General features: G+C 73.1%; 17 protein-coding genes. 9 read left to right on the top strand and 8 right to left on the bottom strand.

All coding sequences use genetic code 11. The annotated features are described in order from the left end of the window. The first annotated feature begins 98 nt into the window (after window positions 1-98). Window positions 99-1,097 (top strand): NAD(P)-dependent alcohol dehydrogenase, encoded by a 999-nt coding sequence (locus J2X46_RS20625; RefSeq protein WP_310253894.1) that lies wholly within the window; start codon window positions 99-101, stop codon window positions 1,095-1,097. A gap of 25 nt (window positions 1,098-1,122) precedes the next feature. On the opposite strand, the gene J2X46_RS20620 is transcribed toward J2X46_RS20625, so the two are convergent. Further along, window positions 1,123-2,898 (bottom strand): histidine kinase N-terminal 7TM domain-containing protein, encoded by a 1,776-nt coding sequence (locus J2X46_RS20620; protein WP_310253893.1) that lies wholly within the window; start codon window positions 2,896-2,898, stop codon window positions 1,123-1,125. A gap of 110 nt (window positions 2,899-3,008) precedes the next feature. On the opposite strand from J2X46_RS20620, the gene J2X46_RS20615 reads away from it, so the two are divergent. Then, window positions 3,009-4,655, top strand: a complete 1,647-nt coding sequence (locus J2X46_RS20615; RefSeq protein ID WP_310253892.1) for an ABC-F family ATP-binding cassette domain-containing protein — start codon at window positions 3,009-3,011, stop codon at window positions 4,653-4,655. Here J2X46_RS20615 and J2X46_RS20610 read toward each other — a convergent pair. Beyond that, complete coding sequence (locus tag J2X46_RS20610) at window positions 4,652-5,215, bottom strand: GNAT family N-acetyltransferase (RefSeq protein ID WP_310253890.1); 564 nt, start codon at window positions 5,213-5,215, stop codon at window positions 4,652-4,654. The genes J2X46_RS20615 and J2X46_RS20610 overlap by 4 nt on opposite strands. Window positions 5,216-5,251: 36 nt before the next feature. Here J2X46_RS20610 and J2X46_RS20605 point away from each other — a divergent pair, with 36 nt between their 5' ends. The 4 genes from J2X46_RS20605 to J2X46_RS20590 all read left to right on the top strand — a co-directional run bounded on the left by J2X46_RS20605 (window position 5,252) and on the right by J2X46_RS20590 (window position 10,698). After that, the gene (locus J2X46_RS20605) at window positions 5,252-6,184 is read left to right on the top strand and encodes an NADP-dependent oxidoreductase (RefSeq protein ID WP_310253888.1); all 933 of its coding nucleotides are present in this window, start codon (window positions 5,252-5,254) and stop codon (window positions 6,182-6,184) included. A gap of 169 nt (window positions 6,185-6,353) precedes the next feature. After that, complete coding sequence (locus J2X46_RS20600) at window positions 6,354-6,794, top strand: hypothetical protein (RefSeq protein ID WP_310253887.1); 441 nt, start codon at window positions 6,354-6,356, stop codon at window positions 6,792-6,794. Next, window positions 6,794-10,444, top strand: a complete 3,651-nt coding sequence (locus J2X46_RS20595; RefSeq protein ID WP_310253886.1) for a choice-of-anchor D domain-containing protein — start codon at window positions 6,794-6,796, stop codon at window positions 10,442-10,444. The genes J2X46_RS20600 and J2X46_RS20595 overlap by 1 nt, the downstream gene beginning before the upstream one ends. Window positions 10,445-10,467: 23 nt before the next feature. Then, window positions 10,468-10,698, top strand: a complete 231-nt coding sequence (locus J2X46_RS20590) for a hypothetical protein (RefSeq protein WP_310253884.1) — start codon at window positions 10,468-10,470, stop codon at window positions 10,696-10,698. 3 nt (window positions 10,699-10,701) lie between these two features. On the opposite strand, the gene J2X46_RS20585 is transcribed toward J2X46_RS20590, so the two are convergent. Beyond that, window positions 10,702-12,165, bottom strand: a complete 1,464-nt coding sequence (locus tag J2X46_RS20585; protein WP_310253882.1) for a phospholipase D-like domain-containing protein — start codon at window positions 12,163-12,165, stop codon at window positions 10,702-10,704. A 157-nt stretch (window positions 12,166-12,322) separates the two neighbouring features. On the opposite strand from J2X46_RS20585, the gene J2X46_RS20580 reads away from it, so the two are divergent. The 3 genes from J2X46_RS20580 (at window position 12,323) to J2X46_RS20570 (ending at window position 18,055) form a co-directional block, all read left to right on the top strand. Then, complete coding sequence (locus J2X46_RS20580) at window positions 12,323-13,012, top strand: hypothetical protein (protein WP_310253881.1); 690 nt, start codon at window positions 12,323-12,325, stop codon at window positions 13,010-13,012. Next, on the top strand, window positions 13,009-14,589 hold the full coding sequence (locus J2X46_RS20575; protein WP_310253880.1) for a DNA polymerase Y family protein: 1,581 nt from the start codon (window positions 13,009-13,011) through the stop codon (window positions 14,587-14,589). The genes J2X46_RS20580 and J2X46_RS20575 overlap by 4 nt, the downstream gene beginning before the upstream one ends. A gap of 70 nt (window positions 14,590-14,659) precedes the next feature. Next, complete coding sequence (locus tag J2X46_RS20570; RefSeq protein WP_310253878.1) at window positions 14,660-18,055, top strand: error-prone DNA polymerase; 3,396 nt, start codon at window positions 14,660-14,662, stop codon at window positions 18,053-18,055. Window positions 18,056-18,058: 3 nt separating this feature from the next. Here J2X46_RS20570 and J2X46_RS20565 read toward each other — a convergent pair whose 3' ends face one another. From J2X46_RS20565 to J2X46_RS20545, 5 genes are all read right to left on the bottom strand, one after another. After that, window positions 18,059-18,949, bottom strand: a complete 891-nt coding sequence (locus J2X46_RS20565; RefSeq protein WP_310253876.1) for a universal stress protein — start codon at window positions 18,947-18,949, stop codon at window positions 18,059-18,061. A gap of 20 nt (window positions 18,950-18,969) precedes the next feature. Further along, window positions 18,970-19,905, bottom strand: a complete 936-nt coding sequence (locus tag J2X46_RS20560; RefSeq protein ID WP_310253875.1) for a universal stress protein — start codon at window positions 19,903-19,905, stop codon at window positions 18,970-18,972. Between the two features lie 104 nt (window positions 19,906-20,009). Next, window positions 20,010-21,377: an MBL fold metallo-hydrolase gene (locus J2X46_RS20555; RefSeq protein ID WP_310253873.1), complete on the bottom strand. Its 1,368-nt coding sequence runs from the start codon at window positions 21,375-21,377 to the stop codon at window positions 20,010-20,012. Window positions 21,378-21,514: 137 nt separating this feature from the next. Further along, the gene (locus J2X46_RS20550) at window positions 21,515-22,717 is read right to left on the bottom strand and encodes a glycoside hydrolase family 16 protein (protein ID WP_310253872.1); all 1,203 of its coding nucleotides are present in this window, start codon (window positions 22,715-22,717) and stop codon (window positions 21,515-21,517) included. 45 nt (window positions 22,718-22,762) lie between these two features. Next, entirely contained in the window at window positions 22,763-23,041 is a 279-nt protein-coding gene (locus J2X46_RS20545) for a DUF2218 domain-containing protein (RefSeq protein ID WP_310253870.1), read from the bottom strand. Window positions 23,042-23,063 lie beyond the last annotated feature (22 nt).

Below are 23,063 nucleotides of genomic sequence, written 5' to 3'. Positions count from 1 at the left end.
TCATCGGAGGAACCCCGGCGGTTTGACCGGGGCGACGGCCTCCCGCGAGCGGGAGTCTCGATCAACACCCACCCCTCCACCACTCCCGAGGAGCGACCATGACCGAGGCACTCACCACCCGCGCCGCCACGATGCACGCCATCACCCAGCCCCGCTACGGGAGCTCGGACGTCCTCCGCCTGTCGCGCGTGCCGCGACCGCTCGTCGGGGACGGTGACGTGCTCGTCCGGGTGCACGCGGCCGGGCTCGACCGCGGCACCGAGCACCTCATGACCGGCAAGCCGTACGCCGTTCGCCTCGCCACGGGGATCCGCCGCCCGAGGAACCCGGTGCCCGGACGCGACGTCGCGGGCATCGTCGTCGGCACGGGTCGCGGCGTCACCCGCTTCGCCCCGGGCGACCACGTGTACGGCGTCGCACCCGGGTCGTTCGCCGAGTACGCGCTGGCCCGCGAGGACGCCCTCGCGCACAAGCCGCGCAGCGTGTCCTTCGCCCAGGCGGCCGTCGTACCCATCTCCGCCGGGACGGCGTTCCAGGCGCTCACCCGGGCCGGCTGCGTGCGTGCCGGGCAGTCGGTCCTCATCACGGGTGCCTCGGGAGGTGTCGGCAGCTACGCGGTGCAGATCGCGTCGTGGCTCGGCGCCGATGTGACCGCGGTCTGCGGCCCGACCAAGGTCGACCACGTCGTCTCGTTGGGCGCGCACCGGGTGATCGACCGCAGTCGGGACGACTGGACCGCGAGCGGTGAGCGCTACGACCTCGTCCTGGACATCGCCGGCAACCCGACTGTGCGCTCGCTGCGCCGCGTGCTCGCGCCGCGTGGCACCGTCGTCTTCGTCGGAGGCGAGGGCGCCGGCGCCATCACCGGCATGCGTCGCCAGCTCGGAGGCGCCGTGCTGTCGGCCTTCGTGCGCGAGCGGCTCGTCCTGCTGATGGCGCGGGAGAGCGGCACCGACTACGAGCGCCTGGCCGAGCTCATCGACGCCGGTCACCTCTCGCCGGTGCTGGATCGGACCTACCCGCTCGAGGACGCGGTCGAGGCCGTGCGCCAGCTGGAGCAGGGCACGATCCGCGGCAAGGTCGCGATCACGACCTGACCCGCGGCCGGCGACTGGGTCGGCCTCAGAGGCGCTTGACCACCAGCATCGCGAGGTCGTCGCCGAGCTCGTCGCCGTGGAAGGCGCGGACGGCCTCGAGCACGGCACCCGCCAGCTCCTCGGCGGACAGGTCGCGGTGGGTGCGGAGCATGTCGGCGACCCGCTCGGCGCCGAACTCGTCCCTCCCCCGCCGTGCCTCGAGCAGTCCGTCGGTGAACATCACCAGCACCTCTCCCGGCGCGAGCTCGACCTCGGCGTCGTGGAGCTCCGGGTCGTCGAAGAGCGCGAGCGCGGTGCCGAGCGTGCCCACCTCGTCGACCGCGCCGCTGGTGGTCAGGCGCAGCGGCCAGTGGTGGCCCGCAAGGGACAGGGTGATGTGCACCGAGGCACCGGGGTCGCCCGCGGGCGGAGGCCGGAGGTGCCCGTGCACGAGCGTGCAGTGTCGTTCTGACTCGGTCTGCGCGAGCAGCGCCGTGTTGACCTCGCGCAGCGTGACCGCAGGTGAGGCATCCGCGGCCGCGAGCGCGCGCAGCGTGTAGCGGGTCGCGGCGCTGACGGCGGCGGCCTCGGCACCCTTGCCACTGACGTCGCCGAGCACGAAGCCCCACGTCTCCTCGTCGAGCGCGAACACGTCGAGGAAGTCGCCGCCGATCTCACCGCCGTCGCCCGCCGGGACGTACCTGCTGGCGAGCTCGCACCCGAGCACGGCCGGCAGCCTCGCCGGGACCATGCTCGCCTGCAGGGTGGCCGCGACCCGGGAGCGGTCGTCGAGGACGTCCTGGAGGTGCTGCTGGTCGCGGACCCGGTCGGTCACCTCGCGCAGCACCACGAGCTCCCCCGCCGTACGGCCGGAGACGTCCATGAGCGGCTGCTGGCTGACGTCGAACGTCCGACGGTCGTCGCTCGCGGGATCGCCCAGCACGAGGCCGCTCGGGCCGACCTCCGCGATCCCCGAGAGCTCCACCAGGTCGAGCAGCCTCCTGCCGACCAGCTCGACCCGGCTCCGGTCCGCCAGCGCGACGGCGGCCGGGTTGACGTCGACGATGCGCCCGAACGCGTCGAGGACGAACACGGCGTCGGCCATGCTCTCGACCACCGCGCTGCGGGCGAGCGGCGCGAGGTCGACGAGGCGCTCCTCGAACAGGCCCCACACCAGCAGTCCGCCCGTGACGATGAAGGCGAAGGGGGTCAGGTCGATCCGGGCGAACCAGCCGACCTCGAGGTTGTGCAGGATGTTCGCTGCCCATGGCAGCAGGGCGGAGGCCAGCAGCACCATGGCCATGCGGCGATAGGTCCGCGCGAGCCGCACCATGCTGGCGAGGAACAGCGCCGTCGCGGCGACCAGCAGCAGGTTGTTGTAGCCGAAGATCACCCAGAACGCCGGCCCCGTCCCCACGATCGGCAGCTCCTCCGTGCCGGCCGTGTCGGGGTAGAACCGGACGAGGTCGTGGGTGGCCGGCACCGCCAGCACCACCATCGCGGCGACCGGCGGGACTGCCAGCAGCGCCACCAGGCGACGGGTGATCAGCTGGCCGCGTCCGGTGTACTGCAGCACGAAGACCAGCCAGGCGGGAGCGAGCGTCACGACGCCGGCGTACTTCAGGTCGCCCCACATGCTCTTGACGGGGATCTCGCTGACGGACAGCTCCACGGCGTACGCCGTCCCCCACCACGCCACGGCGACGAGCATCACCGCCAGGCTCCAGCCCATCCGCGTCCCGCGGCGCCATGCGACGTAGGCCGCCAGCGCGGCCAGCACCAGGCCGGCCCCGGCCATGAGGGAGGCGAGCAGCGTCAGCACCCGGGTCCCTCCGAGATCATGCTCATCCACGCTGGGTCGCGTGGCCCGGCCTCCACGGTAACCGCCGTGGCGAAGGATCGTCCGGCGAACCGGTCGATAGGCTCGCGCCCGTGTCTGCCACGCTCGTCGCGAAGGACCTGTCCGGTGGGCACGGTCACCGCGTGCTCTTCGACGGCCTCGACCTCACCGTCGCCCCGGGCGACGTGATCGGGGTCGTCGGCGCCAACGGCGCGGGCAAGTCGACGCTGCTCGCCCTGCTCGGTGGTGCCGCGCAACCGATGGCCGGGTCGGTGAGCTGCGCGCCGCGCGACGCCTTCGTGGGCCTCCTCCCCCAGGAGCACGAGCGCGTCCCCGGCGAGACCGTGGCGCAGTACGTCGCTCGCCGCACGGGCGCGACCGAGGCGACCGAGGCCATGGAGACGACCGCGGCAGCCCTCGGCTCCGACGTGCCCGGCGCCGACGACGCCTATGCGACAGCCCTCGACCGCTGGCTGGCCAGCGGGGCCGCCGCCGACCTCGACGACCGGATCACCCCCGTGCTCGCCGACCTCGGCCTCGACGTCGGTCCCGGCGCGCTCATGACGTCGCTGTCGGGTGGCCAGGCCGCGCGCGTGGCGCTGGCGGCGCTGCTGCTGAGCCGCTTCGACGTGGTGCTCCTCGACGAGCCGACCAACGACCTCGACCTCGACGGCCTCGAGCGGCTCGAGGCATTCGTGCAGGGCCTGCGCGGCGGCGTCGTCCTCGTCTCGCACGACCGCGAGTTCCTCGCCCGGTGCGTCACCCGCATCGTCGAGCTCGACCTCGCCCAGGGGCAGGTCAACGTCTACGACGGCGGCTACGACTCCTTCTTGGAGGAGCGCGACATGGCGCGGCGCCACGCCCGCGAGGCCTACGAGCAGTACGCCGAGACGCGCGCCGACCTCGTGCAGCGGGCGCGCACCCAACGCGAGTGGAGCTCGCAGGGGGTGCGCAACGCGATGAAGAAGAACCCCGACAACGACAAGATCCGGCGCAAGGCGGCCACCGAGTCGTCGGAGAAGCAGGCGCAGAAGGTGCGCCAGATGGAGTCGCGCATCGCGCGGCTCGAGGAGGTCGAGGAGCCGCGCAAGGAGTGGGTGCTGCAGTTCGACATCGCCGCCGCACCGCGCTCGAGCGGGGTGGTCGCGACGCTCAACGAGGCCACCCGGCGCCTCGGTGACTTCGCGCTCGGACCGGTCTCGCTCCAGGTCGACGCCGGCGACCGGATCGGCATCACCGGGCCCAACGGCGCGGGCAAGACCACCCTCCTGCGGATGCTCCTCGGTCGCGACGCCCCGGACGCCGGGTCCGCGTCGCTCGGCGCCTCCGTGGCGGTCGGCACCATCGACCAGGCCCGGACCGGTCTCGACGACAGCCTTCCGCTGGGCGCTGCGTTCGAGGCCGTCGTGCCCGAGATGACGCAGGCCGAGGTGCGCACCCTCCTCGCCAAGTTCGGCCTCAAGGCCGACCAGGTCACCAGCCTCGTCGGCCGGCTCTCCCCCGGCGAGCGCACGCGCGCGGCGATGGCGCTCCTCCAGGCGCGCGGGGTCAACCTGCTGGTCCTCGACGAGCCGACCAACCACCTCGACCTGCCGGCCATCCAGCAGCTCGAGCATGCCCTGGCGTCGTACGACGGCGCCCTGCTGCTGGTCTCGCACGACCGACGCCTGCTGGAGAACGTGCGGCTGGACCAGCGGTGGGAGGTCGACGGCGGCCAGGTCGTCGTGCGACACGTCTAGCGGCCGGCGAGCCACTCGTCCCGGGTGAGGAGGTAGAGCCGGCTCTCGCCCTCGTACCACGGGTCCTGCCGCACGCCGACGAACGGCAGCCCCAGCCGCTCGGCGACCCGGCGCGACGGCTCGTTGCCGAGGAACATCCCGCACCACACCTCGGGCAGCCCACGGGCGAACACCTCGTCCAGCAGCAGCCGCGCCGCCTCGGTGGCGTACCCGTGCCCGGTCGAGTCGGGGTGCAGGTGCCAGCCGACCTCGTACTCGTCGAGGAAGTCACCGTTGCGGCGGTAGGCCCGGGCGACCGAGACCGTCCCCGCCACGATGCCGGTCGCGCGGACCACGATCGCTCGCGTGACGTCGAGCGGGTCGCTCTCCTCGCGCCTTCGCCTCCGCTCGATCCACTCGAGCGCCTCGTCGAGGTCGGCCATCGGCACGTGGGGCGGATCCCCCAGCCAGCGGATCACCTCGGGGCGTCGCTGGACGTCGAGGACCCGCGCCGCGTCGCCCGATTCGTAGGCACGCAGGGCGATCCGTCCGGCCTCCCGTCCGACCTGGGTGGTGGGCATGGTCCTTCCTACACCGCGCCGGGCTAGGTTCGACGCATGGCCCAGCACTGGATCGCGACCCGTCCGGGCGACCCGGGCGTCTTCTCCTTCGTGGACCACGACGTCCCTGCTCCCGACCCTGGCGAGGTGACGATCGAGGTGCGTGCCGCCGGGATGAACCCGGCCGACGCGAAGCACGTGGCGCGCGGCAACCCCGACGACTTCCCCCGGCCCGTTGGCTACGAGGTGGCCGGCGTCGTCACGGCCGTCGGGCCCGATACCGAGATCGGCTCGGGCCCGGTCGCGGTCGGCGACGAGGTGCTCGCCTTCCGCATCAGCGGTGGCTGGGCGACCGAGGTGACGGTGCGCGCCCGCGACGTGTTCGCGAAGCCTCCGGGCCTGTCCTTCGGCGAGGCCGCCAACCTGCTCCTTGCCGGATGCACCGCCGCGGAGATGCTGCACGTGACCGGCGTCAGTGCCGGCGACACGATCCTGGTCCACGGCGCGTCGGGAGCGGTCGGCGTCAGCGTGCTCCAGCAGGCCGCGATGCTCGGCGCGCGGGCGATCGGCACCGCGAGCGAGGGCAGCTTCGAGGTCGTACGCCGCTTCGGCGCCACCCCGGTGACGTACGGCGACGGGCTCGAGCAGCGCGTCCGCGAGGTCGCCCCGGACGGCGTCGACGCCGCGCTGGACTGCGTCGGGACCGACGAGGCCGTCGACGTGTCGCTCGCGCTCGTGGCCGATCGCGACCGGATCGTCACCATCGCCGCAGCCGAGCGGGCGACGGCGGACGGCTTCACAGCCATCGCGGGAGCGATGCCGGCCAGCCAGGCCTACCGCGACTCGGTCCGCGCCCACCTCGTGCGGCTGGCCGGCGAGGGCCGCCTCGTCGTACCCGTCGCGCGGACGTTCCCGCTCGCGGACGCGGTCGCCGCGACCGAGCTCCTGATGGGCGGGCACCCCGGCGGGAAGCTCGTGCTCGAGCCCTAGCCGGGTCCACTGGTCCAGACCCCGAGTGCCTGATCCTTGACCTACCCGGGCGTCGGATCACAATGGCGAGAGAGGCTGTCTTTACCTTTCGCGGTGCTCGGGAGCGACCGATCAGCTCGTCCTCGATGGATGCCCGCCCGGACTGGCGGTCCGCTGAGGAGGGGTTGTCATGGCTGCTGCCGACGACACGTCAGGTGGGGCGAAGCGTCCCGCGCGCAAGCGCAAGCCCACGCACGGCAACCCCAACGCCGACCCGGTGCTGGTGCACCGCCGCTTCGTCGAGCAGCGGCTCTGGAGCGGTGACGCCGAGCCCGAGAACACCGAGCCCGAGCCCGAGCCCGATGGCGGTCCCGAGCGGTCGATGCGGGCAGCCGACGACTCCGGCGGAGGCGGGGGCGGCGGAGGCGGCGCCGGCGGGGACGACGTACCCGAGGAGGTGCGCGAGCGGGACCTCGAGGACCTGGCCCGCGAGCGCTACGACCAGGCGATCGACCAGTGGCACCGGCTCCCCGGATCGGTGAGCCGGCCGCCCACCGAGGTGACCGGCCCGACGGAGGACGCAACCGATGACGACGCCGGGGACGACGCCGACGACGAATCGAGCTCGTGATGGCACTCATCGGCACCGCGTGGGCCCCGGTCGGGCCCAGCCCGATGGCCCAGGGCGGACGTCAGGACAACGGACTGACCAGCGCGATCGCGATCAGCCCCAACGACGGCGACGTCGTCTACCAGGGCACCGCCGGCGGAGGAGTCTGGCGCACCCTGGACGGTGGCGACCACTGGACCCCGATCTTCGACCGCCAGCTCTCGCTCGGCATCGGCGAGCCCGGCGCGATCGCCATCGACCCCACCGACAGCAGCACGATCTACGTCGGCACGAGCAGCCGGGTGACGCCGCAGGCACGGGCCGGGCTCTACAAGTCCACCGACGGCGGCGCCAGCTGCATCCGGCTCGGCTCGGGCTACCCGGCCGGGAACACCGGCAACGCCAGCCAGTTCTTCAGCTGCGACATCAACGTCATCGTCGTCGACCCCGCCGCCCCGCAGACGGTCTACCTCGCCGCGAGCAACGGCGTGTTCCGCTCCACCGACGGCGGCAACAACTGGACCCGCGGCGTCGGGCTCGCCGGTGACGCCCGGTCACTGGTGCTCGACACCACCTCGCCGGCCGGCGCGCGGATCCTCTACGCCGGCGTCACCGGCTCGGGCGTGCTCCGCTCGACCGACGGCGGCCAGAACTGGGCGTCGATCCTCAACGGCACCACGCCCGCGGTCGTCACGGCCGTCGGCGGCACCCCCGGTGCCGGCTTCTCCAAGGCGATCGTCGACCTCGCCCCACCGACCTCCCCGCCCAACGCCGCCGGCGTCCAGGTGCTCTATGCCGCGCTGTCGGGGAGCGGCGGTGCGCCCGACCCGGTGGGCCTGTTCCTCAGCACCGACCAGGGCACGACGTGGACCCAGCGCACCGCGACCGGGATGCCCGGCGGCACGCAGGGCGGCTACAGCTTCCACATGGCCGTCGACCCCGGCTCCCCCGGCGACGGCGCCAACGACACGGTGTACGTCGGCTGCGTCGGGCAGGGCCGTTCCACCGACTCCGGCAACACGTTCACCGGCCTCGCCGGCCTGCACGCCGACACCCACGCGTGGGCCTTCGTCCGCCAGCCGAGCCCGACGCCGACGACGGTGTGGTGCGGCAACGACGGCGGCCTGTTCCGCTCGACCGACGGCGGCACGACCTGGGTCGCCCGCAACTCCGGCAGCGTGCAGACGGCGCTGTTCTACAACCTGGCGGTGAAGCCCGACGCGAGCGGCAGCGTGCTGCTCGGGGCGCTCCAGGACAACGGCATCCAGACCACGGCCGGCGCCTCCAGCCCGGGCTGGAACAGCCCGCAGGGCGGCGACGGCTGGGACATCGCCTTCGACGGCGGCACCGCCGGCCGGGCCTACGGCACCAGCGGGTTCTGGTCGCCCGCACCCTGCACGCGCGTCTGGCGCTCGGACGACGACGGCGCGAGCTGGCCCACGGAAGTCACGCCCTGGGGCACCACCACCGACGCCGGCTGCTACCTCGCGCCGATCGCCTGTGACCCGAGCGCCGCCGGCCGCGTCTACGTCAGCGGCAGCCAGAACCTCTGGCAGAGCCAGGACGGCGGCGGCACCTGGCGGATCATCGGCACCGTGCCGGGCAACCCGGTCGTGGCCCCGTCCAACGGCAACAACGTCGCCGTCGCCCTCGGCACCCAGGTCTGGGTCAGCACCAACGCCCTCGCGGCCACCGTGGGCGCGCCCAACGGCGTCGTCTTCACCGACATCACCCGCAACCTGCCCTCGCGCAACGTGCAGCGGCTGGCGTTCGACCCCAACGACGCGACCGTCATCTACGCCGTGCTCGGAGGCTTCAACGGCGGCGGCGCACAGAACGGCCACGTCTTCCGCACGACGATCGCCGGCAGTGCGTGGCAGGACATCTCCCCCGCCCTCGACGTGCCGTTCGGCGGGCTCGCACTCGACGGCACCGACACCCCCACCGCGCTCTACGTCGGCACCGACCTCGGCGTGCTGCGCTCGGTCGACGACGGCAACACGTGGACCGTCCTCGACGACATCCACTTCCCGCGGGCGGCCGTCACCGACCTGTCGATCACCTCGGGCGGCGTGCTGCGCGCGGCGACGTACGGTCGCGGGGTCTTCGAGTTCCGCCGGCCCAAGGGACCGTCGCTCGCCGTCAACCTGCAGAACGGCCTGGACTTCGGCACGGTGTGCGGTGGCCCGGAGTACCTCACCCTCCAGCTGTTCAACGTCGGCCACCAGGACCTCGTCGTCACGAGCGTCCAGCGGCTGATGGGGTCGACCGGCGTCAGCGTGCTCGCCTCACCCGGTACGCCGCTGATCCTCGCGGCGGGCGAGGAGGTGGACTTCACTGTCGCCTTCACGCCCACGACTCCCGGCACGCCGGAGACCGCGACCATCCGGATCATCACCACCGACCCGCAGGCGCCCATCGTCGACATCGCGGCGACCGGGGCGGGCGGTGTGCCGGTGCTCGACGTCGCCGTGCCGGACACCGGTGACTTCGGTGATGTGTGCCTCGGCTCGTTCGTCGACCGCGGGCTGGTGCTCAACAACCGCGGCACGTGCACGCTCTTCGTCAAGCGGATCACCTCCTCCGACGCGGCCTTCGTGCCGCCGGGGGTCTCCACCTATCCCGTGGCGGTGGCGGCGGGCGACTCGGTCGAGCTGCCGATCCGCTTCCAGCCGAGCGCCCGCGGCCCGGCCTCGGCGACCCTCACCATCGTCAGCAACGACCCGGCAAGCCCGAAGACGGTCCGGGTGCGCGGCAACACGCCGTCACCGCGAATGGTGCTGTCGATCGCCGACCAGGGCGACTTCGGCGACGTGTGCGTCTGCTCGTTGCGCGACCAGACGCTGACGATCAGCAACAGCGGGGATTGCGCGCTGACGATCACGGGCATCGACTCCTCCTCGTCGGAGTTCGAGCCTCCCGGCGTGTTCGCCTACCCGATCGTGGTCGACGCGGGCGACACCGTCGAGGTCGAGCTGCGCTTCCGGCCCACGAGCTTCGGCGACAAGTCCGCGACGATCACCGTCCACAGCGACGACCCCGCCGACCCGCACACCATCGAGGTGACCGGTCGGGCTCCCAGCGGGCGGCTCTCGGTCAACGGCACCGGACACTTCGGCCCCGTCGACTTCGGCCGTCGGGCCGAGCGGGTGATCTCCATCTGCAACGTCGGGAAGTGCGACCTGAAGGTGCTGTCGGTCTCCTTCGTCCCCGATCCCCGCAAGGCCGGCTGCCGCGACTGCGACGGCTGCGGCTGCGGCTGTGGTGGCGGCGGAAGGGGCTGCGGTGGTGGCCGTGCGGGCTGCGGAGGCGGCGGGCACCACGACCACACCTACGACATCGACAAGCGGGAGCACGACGACCACCACGGCGACCACCACTCCCACCAGCACGGCTACGCGCACGACCAGTGCTGCGGCACCTTCCGGATCGACAGCAACCCGTTCCCGGCGTCCCTGAAGCCGGGCTCCTGCCTTCCGATCCACCTGCGCTTCACGGCCACGTGCGCCGGGCCGCAGTGCTGCGAGCTGAAGATCGTGACCGACGACCCGGACAACCCGGAGAAGATCGTCTTCGTCACCGGCTCCCTGCACCGCACGCTGCGCTCGGCCCTGAAGTGCTGGGCCGCCGACGAGCTCCAGACCCTGCTCCAGGCCGGACAGGACTGCTGACGACACCAACGAAGGGACACACCATGGGACGAGTGCTGGTCAGGTTCTGGGTGGAGGCCGTGCTCAGCGGCGCCTGCCTCGTGCTGATGGTCGTGACCCTGATCTCGCGGGAGTGGATCGAGTTCTTGTTCGGGGTCGACCCCGACAACGGCAGCGGCGCCCTGGAGTGGGCCCTCGTCGTCGCCCTCGGGCTGGCGGCGGTGGTCTCCGGGCTGCTCGCCCGCGCCAACTGGCGGCGCGTGCGCCTGGCCTGACCGTCAGTCGTTCTCCCAGTAGGGGCCCTTGAGCATGTGGTCGGGCTCGACCGTGGTCACCTTGCGGCGCACGGTCCGCCACACCTTGCGGCGGGTGCCGTCGGGACCCTCCACCCAGCGCGCGACGCGGAAGTTGGCGTACGTCGTGGTGTAGGCGTTGCGCGAGTTTCGCGGGCTGTTCCACTGGTAGTTGAAGTTCTTGAGGTACTTCTTCGCCACCCGCGCGCCGCGGACGGTGAACCAGACCTCGTCGTTGGCGGTGCTGAGGCTCGACCAGTTCACGGAGCCGGTGAGCACCATGCTCGTGTCGGGCACGCCGTTGTAGGTGCCCTGGATGACGAGGTACTTCTGGTGCGTGTAGTAGTCGAGGATCAGGTCGTCGATGCCGTCGTTGTTGAGGTCGAAGTTGTCGTCGGTGTTGTAGTCCAGACCGGTCGAGCGCAACGGGATGCGGCCTCGCCTGGTCGGGGCACCGAGCACACCCTTGGTGTGGAAGCCGATCAGGCCGTAGCTGACGCGGAAGTCGCAGCCCTCGGCGTACTTCCGGCGGATCGCGGCCGCGAGGTAGTCACCGCGGGCGCCGCGCATGGTGTGCATGGAGAGGGCCAGATGGGTGCGGGTCTGGCCGCCGTTGCCGTCGGGCGTGAGGCACTGCACCTTGTTGAGCAGGTCGATCACGAGGTCGTTCTTGGGTCCGGAGTTCTTCGGGAAGACCCACGTCGTGTTCTTGTCCACGGAGTCGTCGCAGACGCCGGTCACCGGCGTGCCGCAGAAGTACATCGGCGGCTGGCGGGTGGAGTAGTCCTTCTTCATGTCGTTGAAGAGCGACACGAACTGGCGGAACAGCACGTGGTTGCCGTCGCTGAAGTGGAGGTCGTTCCACTGGTGGCGGTCAGCATTGAGAGTCATGTTGGCCGAGCCGACCGCGATCAGGTCCTGGGCCTTGCCGGCCTGGGAGAACAGGTAGAACTTCGAGTGCAGGTTGTTGAACTCGTTCTTCGCGCCGCGGCAGCTGGCCTTGCACTTGTAGATGAAGCTGTCCTTGCGGCGGTTCTTGCCGATCTCCGCGCGGATCACCTTCATCGCGCGGTTCTCCCAGTGGTCGTTGAGGAGCATCTGCACCTTCACGCCGCGCCGGTGGGCCTCGACCAGCGCCTTGGCCACGGGCATCCGGTCGAGCGAGTAGATCGCGATCCGGATGGTGGAGCCCTTGGGGGTGTGCCGGATCGTGTCGACGACCCGTCGCTCGATGTTGAACCAGCCCTTCCTCAGGTGCGGGTCGTTGAAGTACGGCCCCTTGGGGGCCTTCCACTTCTTGGGCTTGGGCTTGGCGTGGGCCGCGACCGCGGCGCTGCCCTGGTCGGCGCCGGAGGAACCGTCGGACGACGCGGCGCCCGGACCTGCGGCCACCATCGAGGCGACCAGCACGAGACAGAGGCTCCCCACGAGCCTCGAGAACTTCGACACGACCCAACCCCCACATCGACGCGATTTCGCAGAGTCAGCATAGGCACCATTCCCATCCGTCACTACAGACGCGCCCCAGCCCTCTGTGGTTGTGGTCGAATGTGCGAGCCCTGCCGTTCCGCTTGACTCGTTCGAACACCTGTTCGATCATGGGGACATGTCCTCCAGCCGATCGATCGCCGCGCTCGACCCGGCGCGATCGGTCCTCGAGCAGCTCCGCGAGCGCGTGGCCGCGATGGAGCACAAGACGGCCGGCGAGCCCGTGCCCACGCTGCCCGGCCTGGCCGACGTCGTGCCGATGCGTGCCGGGTCGACCTATGCCGTCGACTCGGCCTCGCTCGCCCTCGCGCTGGCCGCCGGCGCGTCCCGCTCCGGCGAGTGGGTCGGCTTCGCAGGGTGTGCCGACTTCGGGGCCGAGGCCGCCGCCGAGCTGGGGATCGAGCTGTCCCGCACCGTGCTGGTCCCCGACCCGGGAGAGCACTGGCTGGAGGTGACGGCCGCGCTCGTCGACGTGCTGCGCGTGGTGGTGCTGCGTCCGCCGGCCTCGGTCTCCGAGCGGACGGCCGGTCTGCTCGACTCCCGGCTGCGCACCCGCTCGGCGGTGCTGGTCGTGCACGGCGACTGGCCGCGGGCCGAGGCCAGGCTGACTCTCGAGGACTCGGCATGGAGCGGCCCCGTCGCCGGCGCCGGCGCGCTCGTCGAGCGTCGCGCGCGTGTCGTCGTACGACGTGGGGCGCGGCCGCCGGTGCGCGCCGACCTCACCTGGCCCGGGGTCCACCGGGTCGAGCCTCGGGCCGAGCAGGGGGTGCGCGAGATCCGGCGGCGAGTCGATGGCAGGGCGGGATGAGGGTCATGGTCGTCTGGTGCCCCGACTGGTCGGTGGTCGCCGCCCTCGACGAGGCCGACCGGTCCCGCCGCTCCCCCGCCGCCGTCCTGTCGGCCAACATCGTCGAGGTGTGCAACGGCCCGGCGCGCACCGAGGGCGTGCGCCGCGGGCAGCGCCGGCGCGACGCGCAGTCGAAGTGCCCCGAGCTGCTGCTCCTCCCCGCCAACCCTGACCGCGACGCCCGGGCCTTCGAGCCGGTGCTCGCCGTGATCGAGGACCTGCGCCCGGGGGTGGCGGCGCTGCGGCCCGGATTGCTCGCCGTACGCGCTCCGGGCAGCTGGTACGGCTCCGAGGACAAGGCGGCAGCCGTGGCCTGCCAGGCCCTGGTTGAGAGCGGCGTGTGGGACGTGCGGGTCGGGATCGCCGACGACCTCTTCACCGCCGAGCAGGCCGCCCGCACGGCCGATGTCCAGTCGTGGGTGGTCGTGCCCGACGGGGGCTCCGCGTCCTTCCTGCGCGGCCTCCCGGTGCACGTCCTCCAGGACGACGGGCCGAGGGGACGCGAGCTGGTCAGCCTGCTGCAGCGGCTCGGACTGCGCACGCTCGGCGACCTGGCCGACCTGCCCGGCGACGCCGTGGAGCACCGGCTGGGCGCCCACGGTGCCTCCGTCCGGCGACGGGCGCGCGGGGAGGACCGGGCGCTGTTCGCGGCCCGCACGCCTCCCCCGGAGCTCTTCGCCGAGGTGCCCTTCGAGCCGCCGCTCGACTCGGTCGAGGCGATCACGTTCAGCGTGCGCACCACCGCCGAGCGCTTCGTCGCCCAGCTCGCCCACCACCAGCTCGTCGCGACCGGAGTCCGGGTCGAGGCGGAGTCCGACGGCGTCGTCTGCTCGGCGCGCACCTGGCTCCACCCACGCCACTTCACCGCGCGCGACCTGGTCGACCGGGTGCACTGGCAGCTCCAGTCGGCCGAGGTGGGCGGCGCGCTCCGCGGACGCAAGGACTCCGGAGCCGTGCGGGCTCCCATCGAGCTGGTCAGGTTCGTGCCCGAGGTGGTCGAGCCGGCGGCCGCCCACGGCGAGGCGCTGTGGGGCACCGCGTCCGACGACCTCGTCGAGCGGGGCGTGGCCCGGGTGCAGGGCATGGTCGGCTTCGATGCCGTACGACGCCCGGTGCTGCAGGGCGGCCGGAGCCCGGCGGCCCGGCAGTCGCTGGTTCCGTGGGGCGAGCGAGCCGTCGACCTGCGTCCCGTCGACCGACCGTGGCCGGGACGGGTCCCGGGGCCGGCACCGGTACGGGTCTTCGCGACGCCGCCGGCGGCCGAGGTCGTCGACGACGCGGGCCGCGACGTGCGGGTCACCGACCGGGGCGTCGTGACCGGCGAGCCACGGCGGTTCCGGGTCGGCGGCGCCAGCGCTGGGCAGGGCATGCCCTGGCAGCCCGTCACTGCGTGGGCCGGGCCGTGGCCCACCGACGAGGGCTGGTGGTCCGGCGGGTCCGGGCCGAGCGCCCGCTTCCAGGTGGTCGGCGCCGACGGCCGCGCCTGGCTCCTGGTCTGCGCCCCGGAGGGCTGGTCGCTGGAGGCCGGCTATGACTGAGGGTCTCGATACGCCTCGCTCGTGCCTCGCTCGGCTACTCGACCACCTATGGGGCGGAGGTGCCATGTAAATGGGCTGGAACAACCCGGCCATGCACTGGAAGGAGCTCGAGCGCCGGCTCAGCGGGCTTCCGGGAGCCGACGACGCGCCGGTGTCGCGGCGCAAGCACGCCTCGAGGGAAGCCCGGACGATCGAGCGCCCGGCCACCGTCACGCCCTACGCCGAGCTGCACTGCCACAGCCACTTCAGCTTCCTCGACGGCGCGAGCTCGCCCGCCGAGCTGGTGGAGGAGGCCGTCCGGCTCGGCCTGCACGCGCTGGCGATCACCGACCACGACGGGTTCTACGGCGCGCCGATGCTGGCCGAGGCAGCGGCGGCCTACGACCTGCCGACGGTCTTCGGTGCCGAGCTCTCGCTCGGGCTCACCGGCCCGCAGAACGGCGTGCCCGACCCGGAGGGCAGCCACCTGCTGGTGCTCGCGCGCGGTGTCGAGGGCTACCACCGGCTCGCCGCCGCAATGACCGAGGCCCACCTCCGTGGCGACGAGAAGGGGCGCCCGGTCTACGACCTCGACGAGCTCGGCGAGCAGGGGCGCGGCCACTGGGTGGTGCTCACCGGGTGCCGCAAGGGCACGGTCCGGCAGGCGCTGGCGCACGGTGGCGAGGCTGCGGCTGCCGAGGCGCTCGACCGGCTGACCTCGCTCTTCGGGCTCGAGCACGTCCTGGTCGAACTCTCCCCGCGCCCCGGTGCTGACCCGACCAACGCAGCCCTCGCCGGGCTGGCCGCGGTCCACGGGCTCGACCTCGTCGCGGCCGGCAACGTCCACCACGCCACCCCGCAGCGCCACCGGCTCGCCTCGGCGATGGCCGCCGTGCGCGCCCGGCGCAGCCTCACCGACCTCGACGGCTGGCTCGACCTGTCGGGCTCGGCCCACCTGCGCAGTGGCGTCGAGACCGCCTCCGCGCTGTCGTCGTACCCCCACGCGGTGGCGCGCAGCGTCACCCTGGCCGACGAGCTGGCCTTCGACCTCACGAAGGCCTCCCCCGCGCTGCCCAAGCGGCAGATCCCCGACGGGCACACCGCCGACTCGTGGCTGCGGGTGCTCGCGGAGCGCGGCTTCGCCGAGAGGTACGCCGGCGTGCCCCACGAGGCCGAGGCCCGCGAGCGCCTCGAGCACGAGCTGCGGGTCATCGCCGAGAAGGACTTCGCCGGCTACTTCGTGATCGTGCACGACATCGTCGCCTTCGCGCGTGGCCGTCGGATCCTCTGCCAGGGTCGCGGGTCGGCCGCGAGCTCCGCGGTCTGCTACGCCCTCGGCATCACCGCCGTCGACGCCGTCTTCTACAAGCTGCCCTTCGAGCGCTTCATCTCCGCACACCGCGACGAGGAGCCCGACATCGACGTCGACTTCGACTCCGACCGCCGCGAGGAGGTCATCCAGTGGGTCTACGACACCTACGGCCGCCGCAACGCCGCCCAGGTCGCCAACGTCATCGGCTACCGGCCGCGGATGGCGGTGCGCGACGCCGCCAAGGCGCTCGGCTTCTCCCCCGGCCAGCAGGACGCCTGGTCCAAGCAGGTCGACGGGTGGTCGTCGGTGGTGGCCGGCGACCAGGGCGACCCGGACGCCCACGACATCCCCACCCCCGTGGTGGCGCTCGCCCAGGAGATGCTCGGCGCGCCCCGCCACCTCGGCATCCACTCCGGCGGGATGGTGCTGACCGAGCGGCCGATCGGCGAGGTCTGCCCCATCGAGCGCGCCCGCATGGACAAGCGCACCGTGCTCCAGTGGGACAAGGACGCCTGTGAGTCGATGGGGCTCGTGAAGTTCGACCTGCTCGGGCTCGGCATGCTCGGCGCGCTCGACCACATGATGCGGCTGGCCGGCGACCACCTCGGCGAGCGGTGGGATCTCGCGACCATGCCCAAGGAGGAGCCGGCGGTCTACGACATGCTGTGCCGAGCGGACTCGATCGGCGTCTTCCAGGTCGAGAGCCGCGCCCAGATCGGCACCCTGCCGCGACTGCGCCCGCGCGAGTTCTACGACCTCGCCATCGAGATCGCGCTGATCCGCCCCGGCCCGATCCAAGGTGGCGCCGTGCACCCCTACGTCCGCCGGGCGACCGGGCAGGAGGAGGTCGCCTACGACCACCCCGAGCTCGTCCCCGTGCTCGAGCGCACCAAGGGTGTGCCGCTCTTCCAGGAACAGCTGATGGCGATGGCAGTGACCCTCGGCGACTGCAGCCGCGACGACGCCGACCTGCTGCGCCGGGCGATGGGGTCCAAGCGCGGGGTCGAGCGGATCGAGTCGGTGAAGGCCAAGCTCTACGCCGGCATGGCGAAGCGCGGCATCACCGGCGAGCTCGCCGACTCGATCTACGTGAAGATCCTGTCCTTCGCGAACTTCGGGTTCGCCGAGTCGCACGCACTCTCCTTCGCGCTGCTGGTCTACGCCTCGTCGTGGTTCAAGCTGCACTACCCCGCGGCGTTCCTGGCCGGGCTGCTGCGCAACCAGCCGATGGGGTTCTACTCCCCACAGTCCCTGGTCGGCGACGCGCGGCGTCACGGCGTCGACGTACGCCGTCCCGATGTCACGCGGTCGGCCGCGCAGGCCGACCTCGAACCTGTCGTCGTCGGCCCGGTGCGGGCCACCGGCCCGGATGAGTGCTGCCGGCCGCGCTTCGACCGGGCCGAGTGGGTGCCGGGCACCCCCGACCCGGTTCCGGCCCACCGTCGCGACACCGCCCTCGCCGTACGCCTCGGGCTCGACTCGGTGCGCGGCATCGGGCTCGAGGTGGCGCGCCGCATCGTGGCCGCTCGCGACGAGGCCGCCTTCACCGGGGTGACCGACCTGTCGCGACGCGCCGACCTGACGACCGCGCAGCTGGAGGCGCTGGCGACGGCGGGCGCGTTCGACGCGTGGGGTCTCGACCGGCGCGAGGCGCTCTGGGCCGCAGGCTTCGCCGAGGGTGCGGGACACCTCGCGGGCACGACGCCGGCCCCGGCCGCGCCCACCCTGCCCGGCATGAGCGGACCGGAGCTCACGCTGGCCGACCTCTGGGCCACCGGCATCTCGCCCGAGCGCCATCCCGTCGAGCACCTCCGCGACGACCTGCGTCGTGCGGGTGTGCGGTCGATCGCCGACCTGGCCGACACCGAAGGGGGTCGACGCGTGCACGTCGGCGGGCTGATCACCCACCGGCAGCGACCCGGCACCGCCATGGGTGTCACCTTCCTCAACCTCGAGGACGAGACCGGCATGCTCAACGTCGTCTGCTCGGTCGGCGTCATGAAGGCGCACCGCCAGGCCGCGCGCAACAAGGTCGCGGTCGTCATCCGGGGCAGGCTCGAGCGCAACGAGGGCGTGACCAACCTGATCGCCGACCGGGTGGAGGGCATCGACGTCGTCGTGCCCGGTGCCGGGGCCGTGCTCCAGGCCCGGGCGTCGTCGCGCGACTTCCGGTAGGCCTCAGCCGACCGGCACCACCATCACGGGGCTGCTCGCCTCGCGCAGGACCGTGCGGGCGATCGAGCCGACGTGGTGCGGCGCCCAGGAGCGTGGTCCGTGGCGTCCGACGACGACGAGCGAGGCGGCACGGGAGTCGTCGACCAGAACGTCGCTGGGCCACTGGTGGCGCACCTCGAGCACGACGCGCACGCCCGGGTGGGGGGACTCCAACCCGGCCACCACCTCGGCGAGGACGCGCTTCTGCTCCTCGCGCCACTCGGTGGCGACCCGCTGCGTGATGATGTCGTCGTACACCGCGTCGAGGCGCCAGGCGTGGACCACGCGCAGGGCGACCCCGGTGGCCTCGGCCCAGGTGAACCCGGCCTCGAGGACCTCGCGCGGACCGCCCTCCTCGTGCACGCCGACGACGACCTCGTCGTTCGTCACCCCCGGCCGCCAGTCCGGGGGCACGGAGACGACCGGGCAGGCCGCATGGGCTGCGAGGCCCGTCACCGTCGACCCGGTGAACAGGCGGCGCAGGCCGTGCGCCCCCCGGTGCTGTACGACGACGAGCCGCGCGCCGACGCTCATCTCGGCGAGCACCCGGGCCGGAGGTCCCTCCCGCCAGACGCCGCGGGCCTCGACCGCGCCGTCCGTCAGCTCCTTGAGCTCGCGACCCACCTCCTGCACGACCCAGGGGCCCACGTCGACGGCTGCCTCCCGGGCCAGCAGCACGCTGGGCGGCGGCGCCGGGTAGGGCTGGTGGACGGCGTGGACGAGCAGGATCGGCGACCCGTCGCGGCGCGCGAGCTCGGCGGCGAAGCGCAGCGCGGCCTGCTCCCGGCCGGGACCGGTGACCCCGACGACGACCGGGCCCGTGACCGGCTCGGCGGTGGTGTCCGTGGTGTCCATGGTGTCCTCCTTCGCGACGATCACGAGCTCGCCCGTTCGAGCGGGGCCCCGGCTGCCTCGAGGTCGAGGTCGAGCAGCACCGGCACGTGGACGGCGGGCACGACCCGGATCGGGCAGTGGGCGTAGAGCAGGACCGCGCGTGCGGTCGAGCCGAGGTGGGCGGCCGCCGGGAGGCCGTGGGACCGGCGCACCAGCAGGAGCTCGTCCGCCTCCTCCGAGGCAGTGACCAGCGCATGGGCGGCCTGGTCGTGCACGCACCGGAGCTCGACGTCGACGTCGGGATGGCTCGAGCGCCACGGGGCGATGGCGTCCTCGAGCTCGCGCACCGCTCGACCCGCCCAGTCCTGCACGGTGCCGGGGTCGCCGGCGAGCAGGTCGTCGTAGGCGATGGGGAGCCGCCAGGCGTGCAGCACGACGAGGCGGCTGCGGCGCTCCCGCGCCACCTCGAACGCCTCGGTCAGGAGCGCGCCCGCGTGCTCGGGATGCTTGACGCCGACGACCACCACGCGGGTGTCCCGGTCGACGGACCACGTCTCGGGCACGGACACGACGGGGACGGTCGAGCGGGCGGAGACGCCGGTGGAGACGTTGCCGGTCAGCAACCGCATCGACACCGGTCGGCGGTCGCTGCCCAGCACCACGGCCCGCGCAGTGCGCCCGGCCTCGGTCAGCAGCGGGACCACGTGCCCGCGCCGCAGGTGCGACCTCTCCTCGACGCGCCTCGGGGGCGGCCCGGCCAGCGCGAGGGAGGCCTCCAGCGCGGCCCGTCCGGCGGCCATGAGCTCGTCGGGCGGCACCGGCTGGAAGCCGCTCAGGGCCGGGACGTCGGGCACGACGTGCACGACGTCGACGGCGCCGCCGTTGCGGGCGGCCTCGGCCCTGGCGTAGCGGATCGCGTTGGCGCTGGCGGGCGTCCCGTCCACGCCCACGACCACGTCGTGGTTCCTGCTCGACATCGTCCGACCTCCTCCGCGGGGTTCCTTCACCTCCACCCTCGTCCTCGCAGGGCCGGCAGGGCAGGGCCTGACGGACCCGGCCGGCAGGACCAAGTGCCCGGAGGTCAGTCGAGCAGCACCCGCTCGCCGTACGACGGCACGACGGCGGTCCAGCCGAGCTCGTCGGCAATGCGACCCGCGAGGGCCTCGGCCGATCGCGGCTCGCCGTGGACGACGTACACGGTGCGCGGGGGCTGCGGGGCGCGTCCGAGCCACTGGAGGGTCTCCTCGGCGTCGGAGTGCACGGAGAAGTCCGGCACGTCGACGACCTCGGCGCGGACCGGGACGTAGCGCCCGTGGATCTTCACCTGGCGCGCCCCGTCGGCGAGCTGGCGCCCGCGGGTGCCCTCGGCCTGGTAGCCGGTGAGCACCACGCAGTTGCGGCGCTCGGGCAGCTGCTGGGCGAGGTGGTGGACGACGCGTCCGCCGCTCGCCATGCCCGAGGCGGAGATGACGATGCAGGGGCTGGACGGGTTGTTGAGCCGCTCGGAGCCGGCCACGTCACGGACCGCGTGGACGTTGCGCCCGTCGAGCGCGGCCATCAGCGTGCGCGCGCTGTCGCGGAGCTGGCTGCCGCCCCGTGCGGCCGCGTCGCGGTAGACGTCGAGGCTCGCCAGCGCCATCGGGCTGTCGACGTGCACCGGCACCTCGGGGACCAGCCCCTGGTCCATCAGCCGGCGGATCTCCAGCAGCACCAGCTCGGTGCGGTCGACCGCGAACGCCGGGACCAGCACGCTGCCGCCGCGCTCGACGGTGCGGGTGATCGCGTCGGCGAGCACCTGCGGGTCGGCGGGCGGGTGGGTCCGGTCGCCGTACGTCGACTCGACCACGATCGTGTCGGCGGGTGGCGGGTCGGCCGGTGGTTGCAGGAGCGGGTGGTGCCCGCGGCCGAGGTCGCCGCTGAAGACCACCCGGTGCTCGCCCATCCGCACCTCGACCGTCGCCGACCCGAGGATGTGGCCCGCGGGACGCAGCACGGCGTCGGTGTCGGGACCCACCGCCACCCGGGTGTCGTACGACGTCGGCGACAGGAGGCCGAGCGCGCGCTCGACGTCCCGGGAGTCGTAGAGCGGGAGCGCGGGGTCGTGCCGGGAGAAGCCGGCGAGGTTGGCGTACCTCGCGTCCTCCTCCTGCAGGTGGGCGCTGTCGCGCAGCACGATGGCGGCGAGCTCGGCGGTCTCGCGGGTGCAGGTCACCGGGCCGCGGAAGCCGTCCTTGACCAGTCGCGGGAGGTAGCCGATGTGGTCGAGGTGGGCGTGGGTCAGCAGGACGTGGTCGAGCCCGGCGGGGTCGGCGGGGAACGGGTCCCAGTTGCGCCGCCGGTGGACCGCGAGTCCCTGGTAGAGCCCGGCGTCGACGAGCGCGCGCGTCTGCGGCCCCTCGAGCAGGAACCGGCTGCCGGTGACGGTGCCGACCGCACCGAGGAACGTCATCGCCGGACGCGGCGACCTCCGCCGCCTCTCCGCCGCACCACCCGGGATCATGGCCGCCTCCTCCCGCCTCGACTCCGTCCAGCATGGGTCGGCGCCGGCGGCGCGGGGCAGGGCCGACCTGCCGCTCGTGGAGGGTCCTAGGTCCCGGTCTCCCAGACCCGGACCCAGTCGACGTACATGTGCTGGGGCAGCCGCTTCTCCTTGATCTTCGGGATCTCGTAGTTGGCGGCGATCAGGCTCAGGATCGGGAACTGGCGCACGGCCGAGACGCCCTGGCGCATCCGGCCGGTCTCCCGTCCGTCGATGCGGAAGACGAGCAGGCGTGGCGTCCACTCGACCGAGAAGACGTGGTAGCCCTTCGACCAGCCGTCCTGCCGGTTCGCGAGGTACGACGCCTGTTCGGGGATCCAGCCGCCGGTGGTGACCTTGCGGCGCCCCTCGTAGCGGTGCATGAAGGTGGCCAGCCCGCCCTGCGGGTGGTGGTCGCCGAAGTACTCCACGACGTCGATCTCCGTGCCGGTCGCGCCGGGGTAGACCCCGCCGGGCGCCTGCAGCCAGAAGGCGCCGTGCTGGCCGCGGAGCCGCTGGAACTTCACGCGTGCCGCGGCGACGCCGTACCGGAAGGAGAACTCGCCCTCCGTCCCGACGTGTCCGTTGAGCCGGTAGGCGAAGCGGCCCGGCACCGCGTCGCGTCCCTTGACCCGGCAGCGCTTGGTGGCGTCGGGGTCCTCGAGCACGCTCAGCCTCAGTGCGCCTCCCCCGACGCGGACCGCGCGCGGGTCGCCCTTCGTGCACGAGCGGCGGCTGCCGTGGGCGTAGTCGCGGCCGCGGTGGTTCCACACCGGCCGCAGCTCGGTGCCGGAGAACTCGTCGGTGAACGTGGCGTCGAGCCAGCGCGCAGTGCTGACCGGATCGCTGGTCAGGGCCGGGAGGCGGCCGGCCGCGAACGCCCGGACGCGGTACGTCGCTGCCCGTCCGTCGACGCGTGCCGCCGCGGCGAACTCGGCCCGGCCACGACGGTCCTGCCGGGTCCGGGCGACCGACGCCCACGTGTCGCCGTGCTGCACCTGGAGCCAGACCCGGCGGCCGGGGCGCACCGGCTTGATGGTGGCCACGACGGCAGTGGACGCGTCGTCGGGGCCGGCGACCTCACGCCCCTGCTGCACGATCTGCGGCAAGGCCTGCACCCGGATCCGCTGGCCGTGCGCCGAGTGGGCCGACTCGCTCGGGACCACCGGCTCGCCGGTGTCGTCGGCCGATCCGGCGCTGGGCGTGCTGAGGAGGGCGAGTGGCACGAGCAGCGAGATCGTGCCCAGGGTGAGGATGCGGCGGGCTGGCATGCGTCTGAGACGCAGCCGACGGCCCTCCGGTTGTCGGCAGGGGCGTCAGGCCCAGACGACCTCGAGCTCGTCGCGCTGGCCGAAGCGCTGGAGGTGGTCGGCGACGACCTGCGCCCAGCGGTCGACGTCGCCGTCCTCGGGCACGCTCGCCTCGATCTCCAGGGCACCCGCCACCGGACGCAGCACGACGGTCTGGCCGCCACCCATCACGAGGGTGCGGACGTCTCCGTCCTCGGTCACGGTCGCCTTCGCCGACCAGTGCCCGGCCAGCTGCTTGGCGTAGCGCTCGGGTCGGTCGGTGGCCATGGTTCCGTGCTTGCTCATGGCACCAGCCAAGCACCCGGAC

It is taken from the genome of Nocardioides sp. BE266 (assembly GCF_031457855.1).
Lineage (GTDB): Bacteria > Actinomycetota > Actinomycetes > Propionibacteriales > Nocardioidaceae > Nocardioides.
This window is presented reverse-complemented; position numbering and strand designations above follow the sequence as displayed.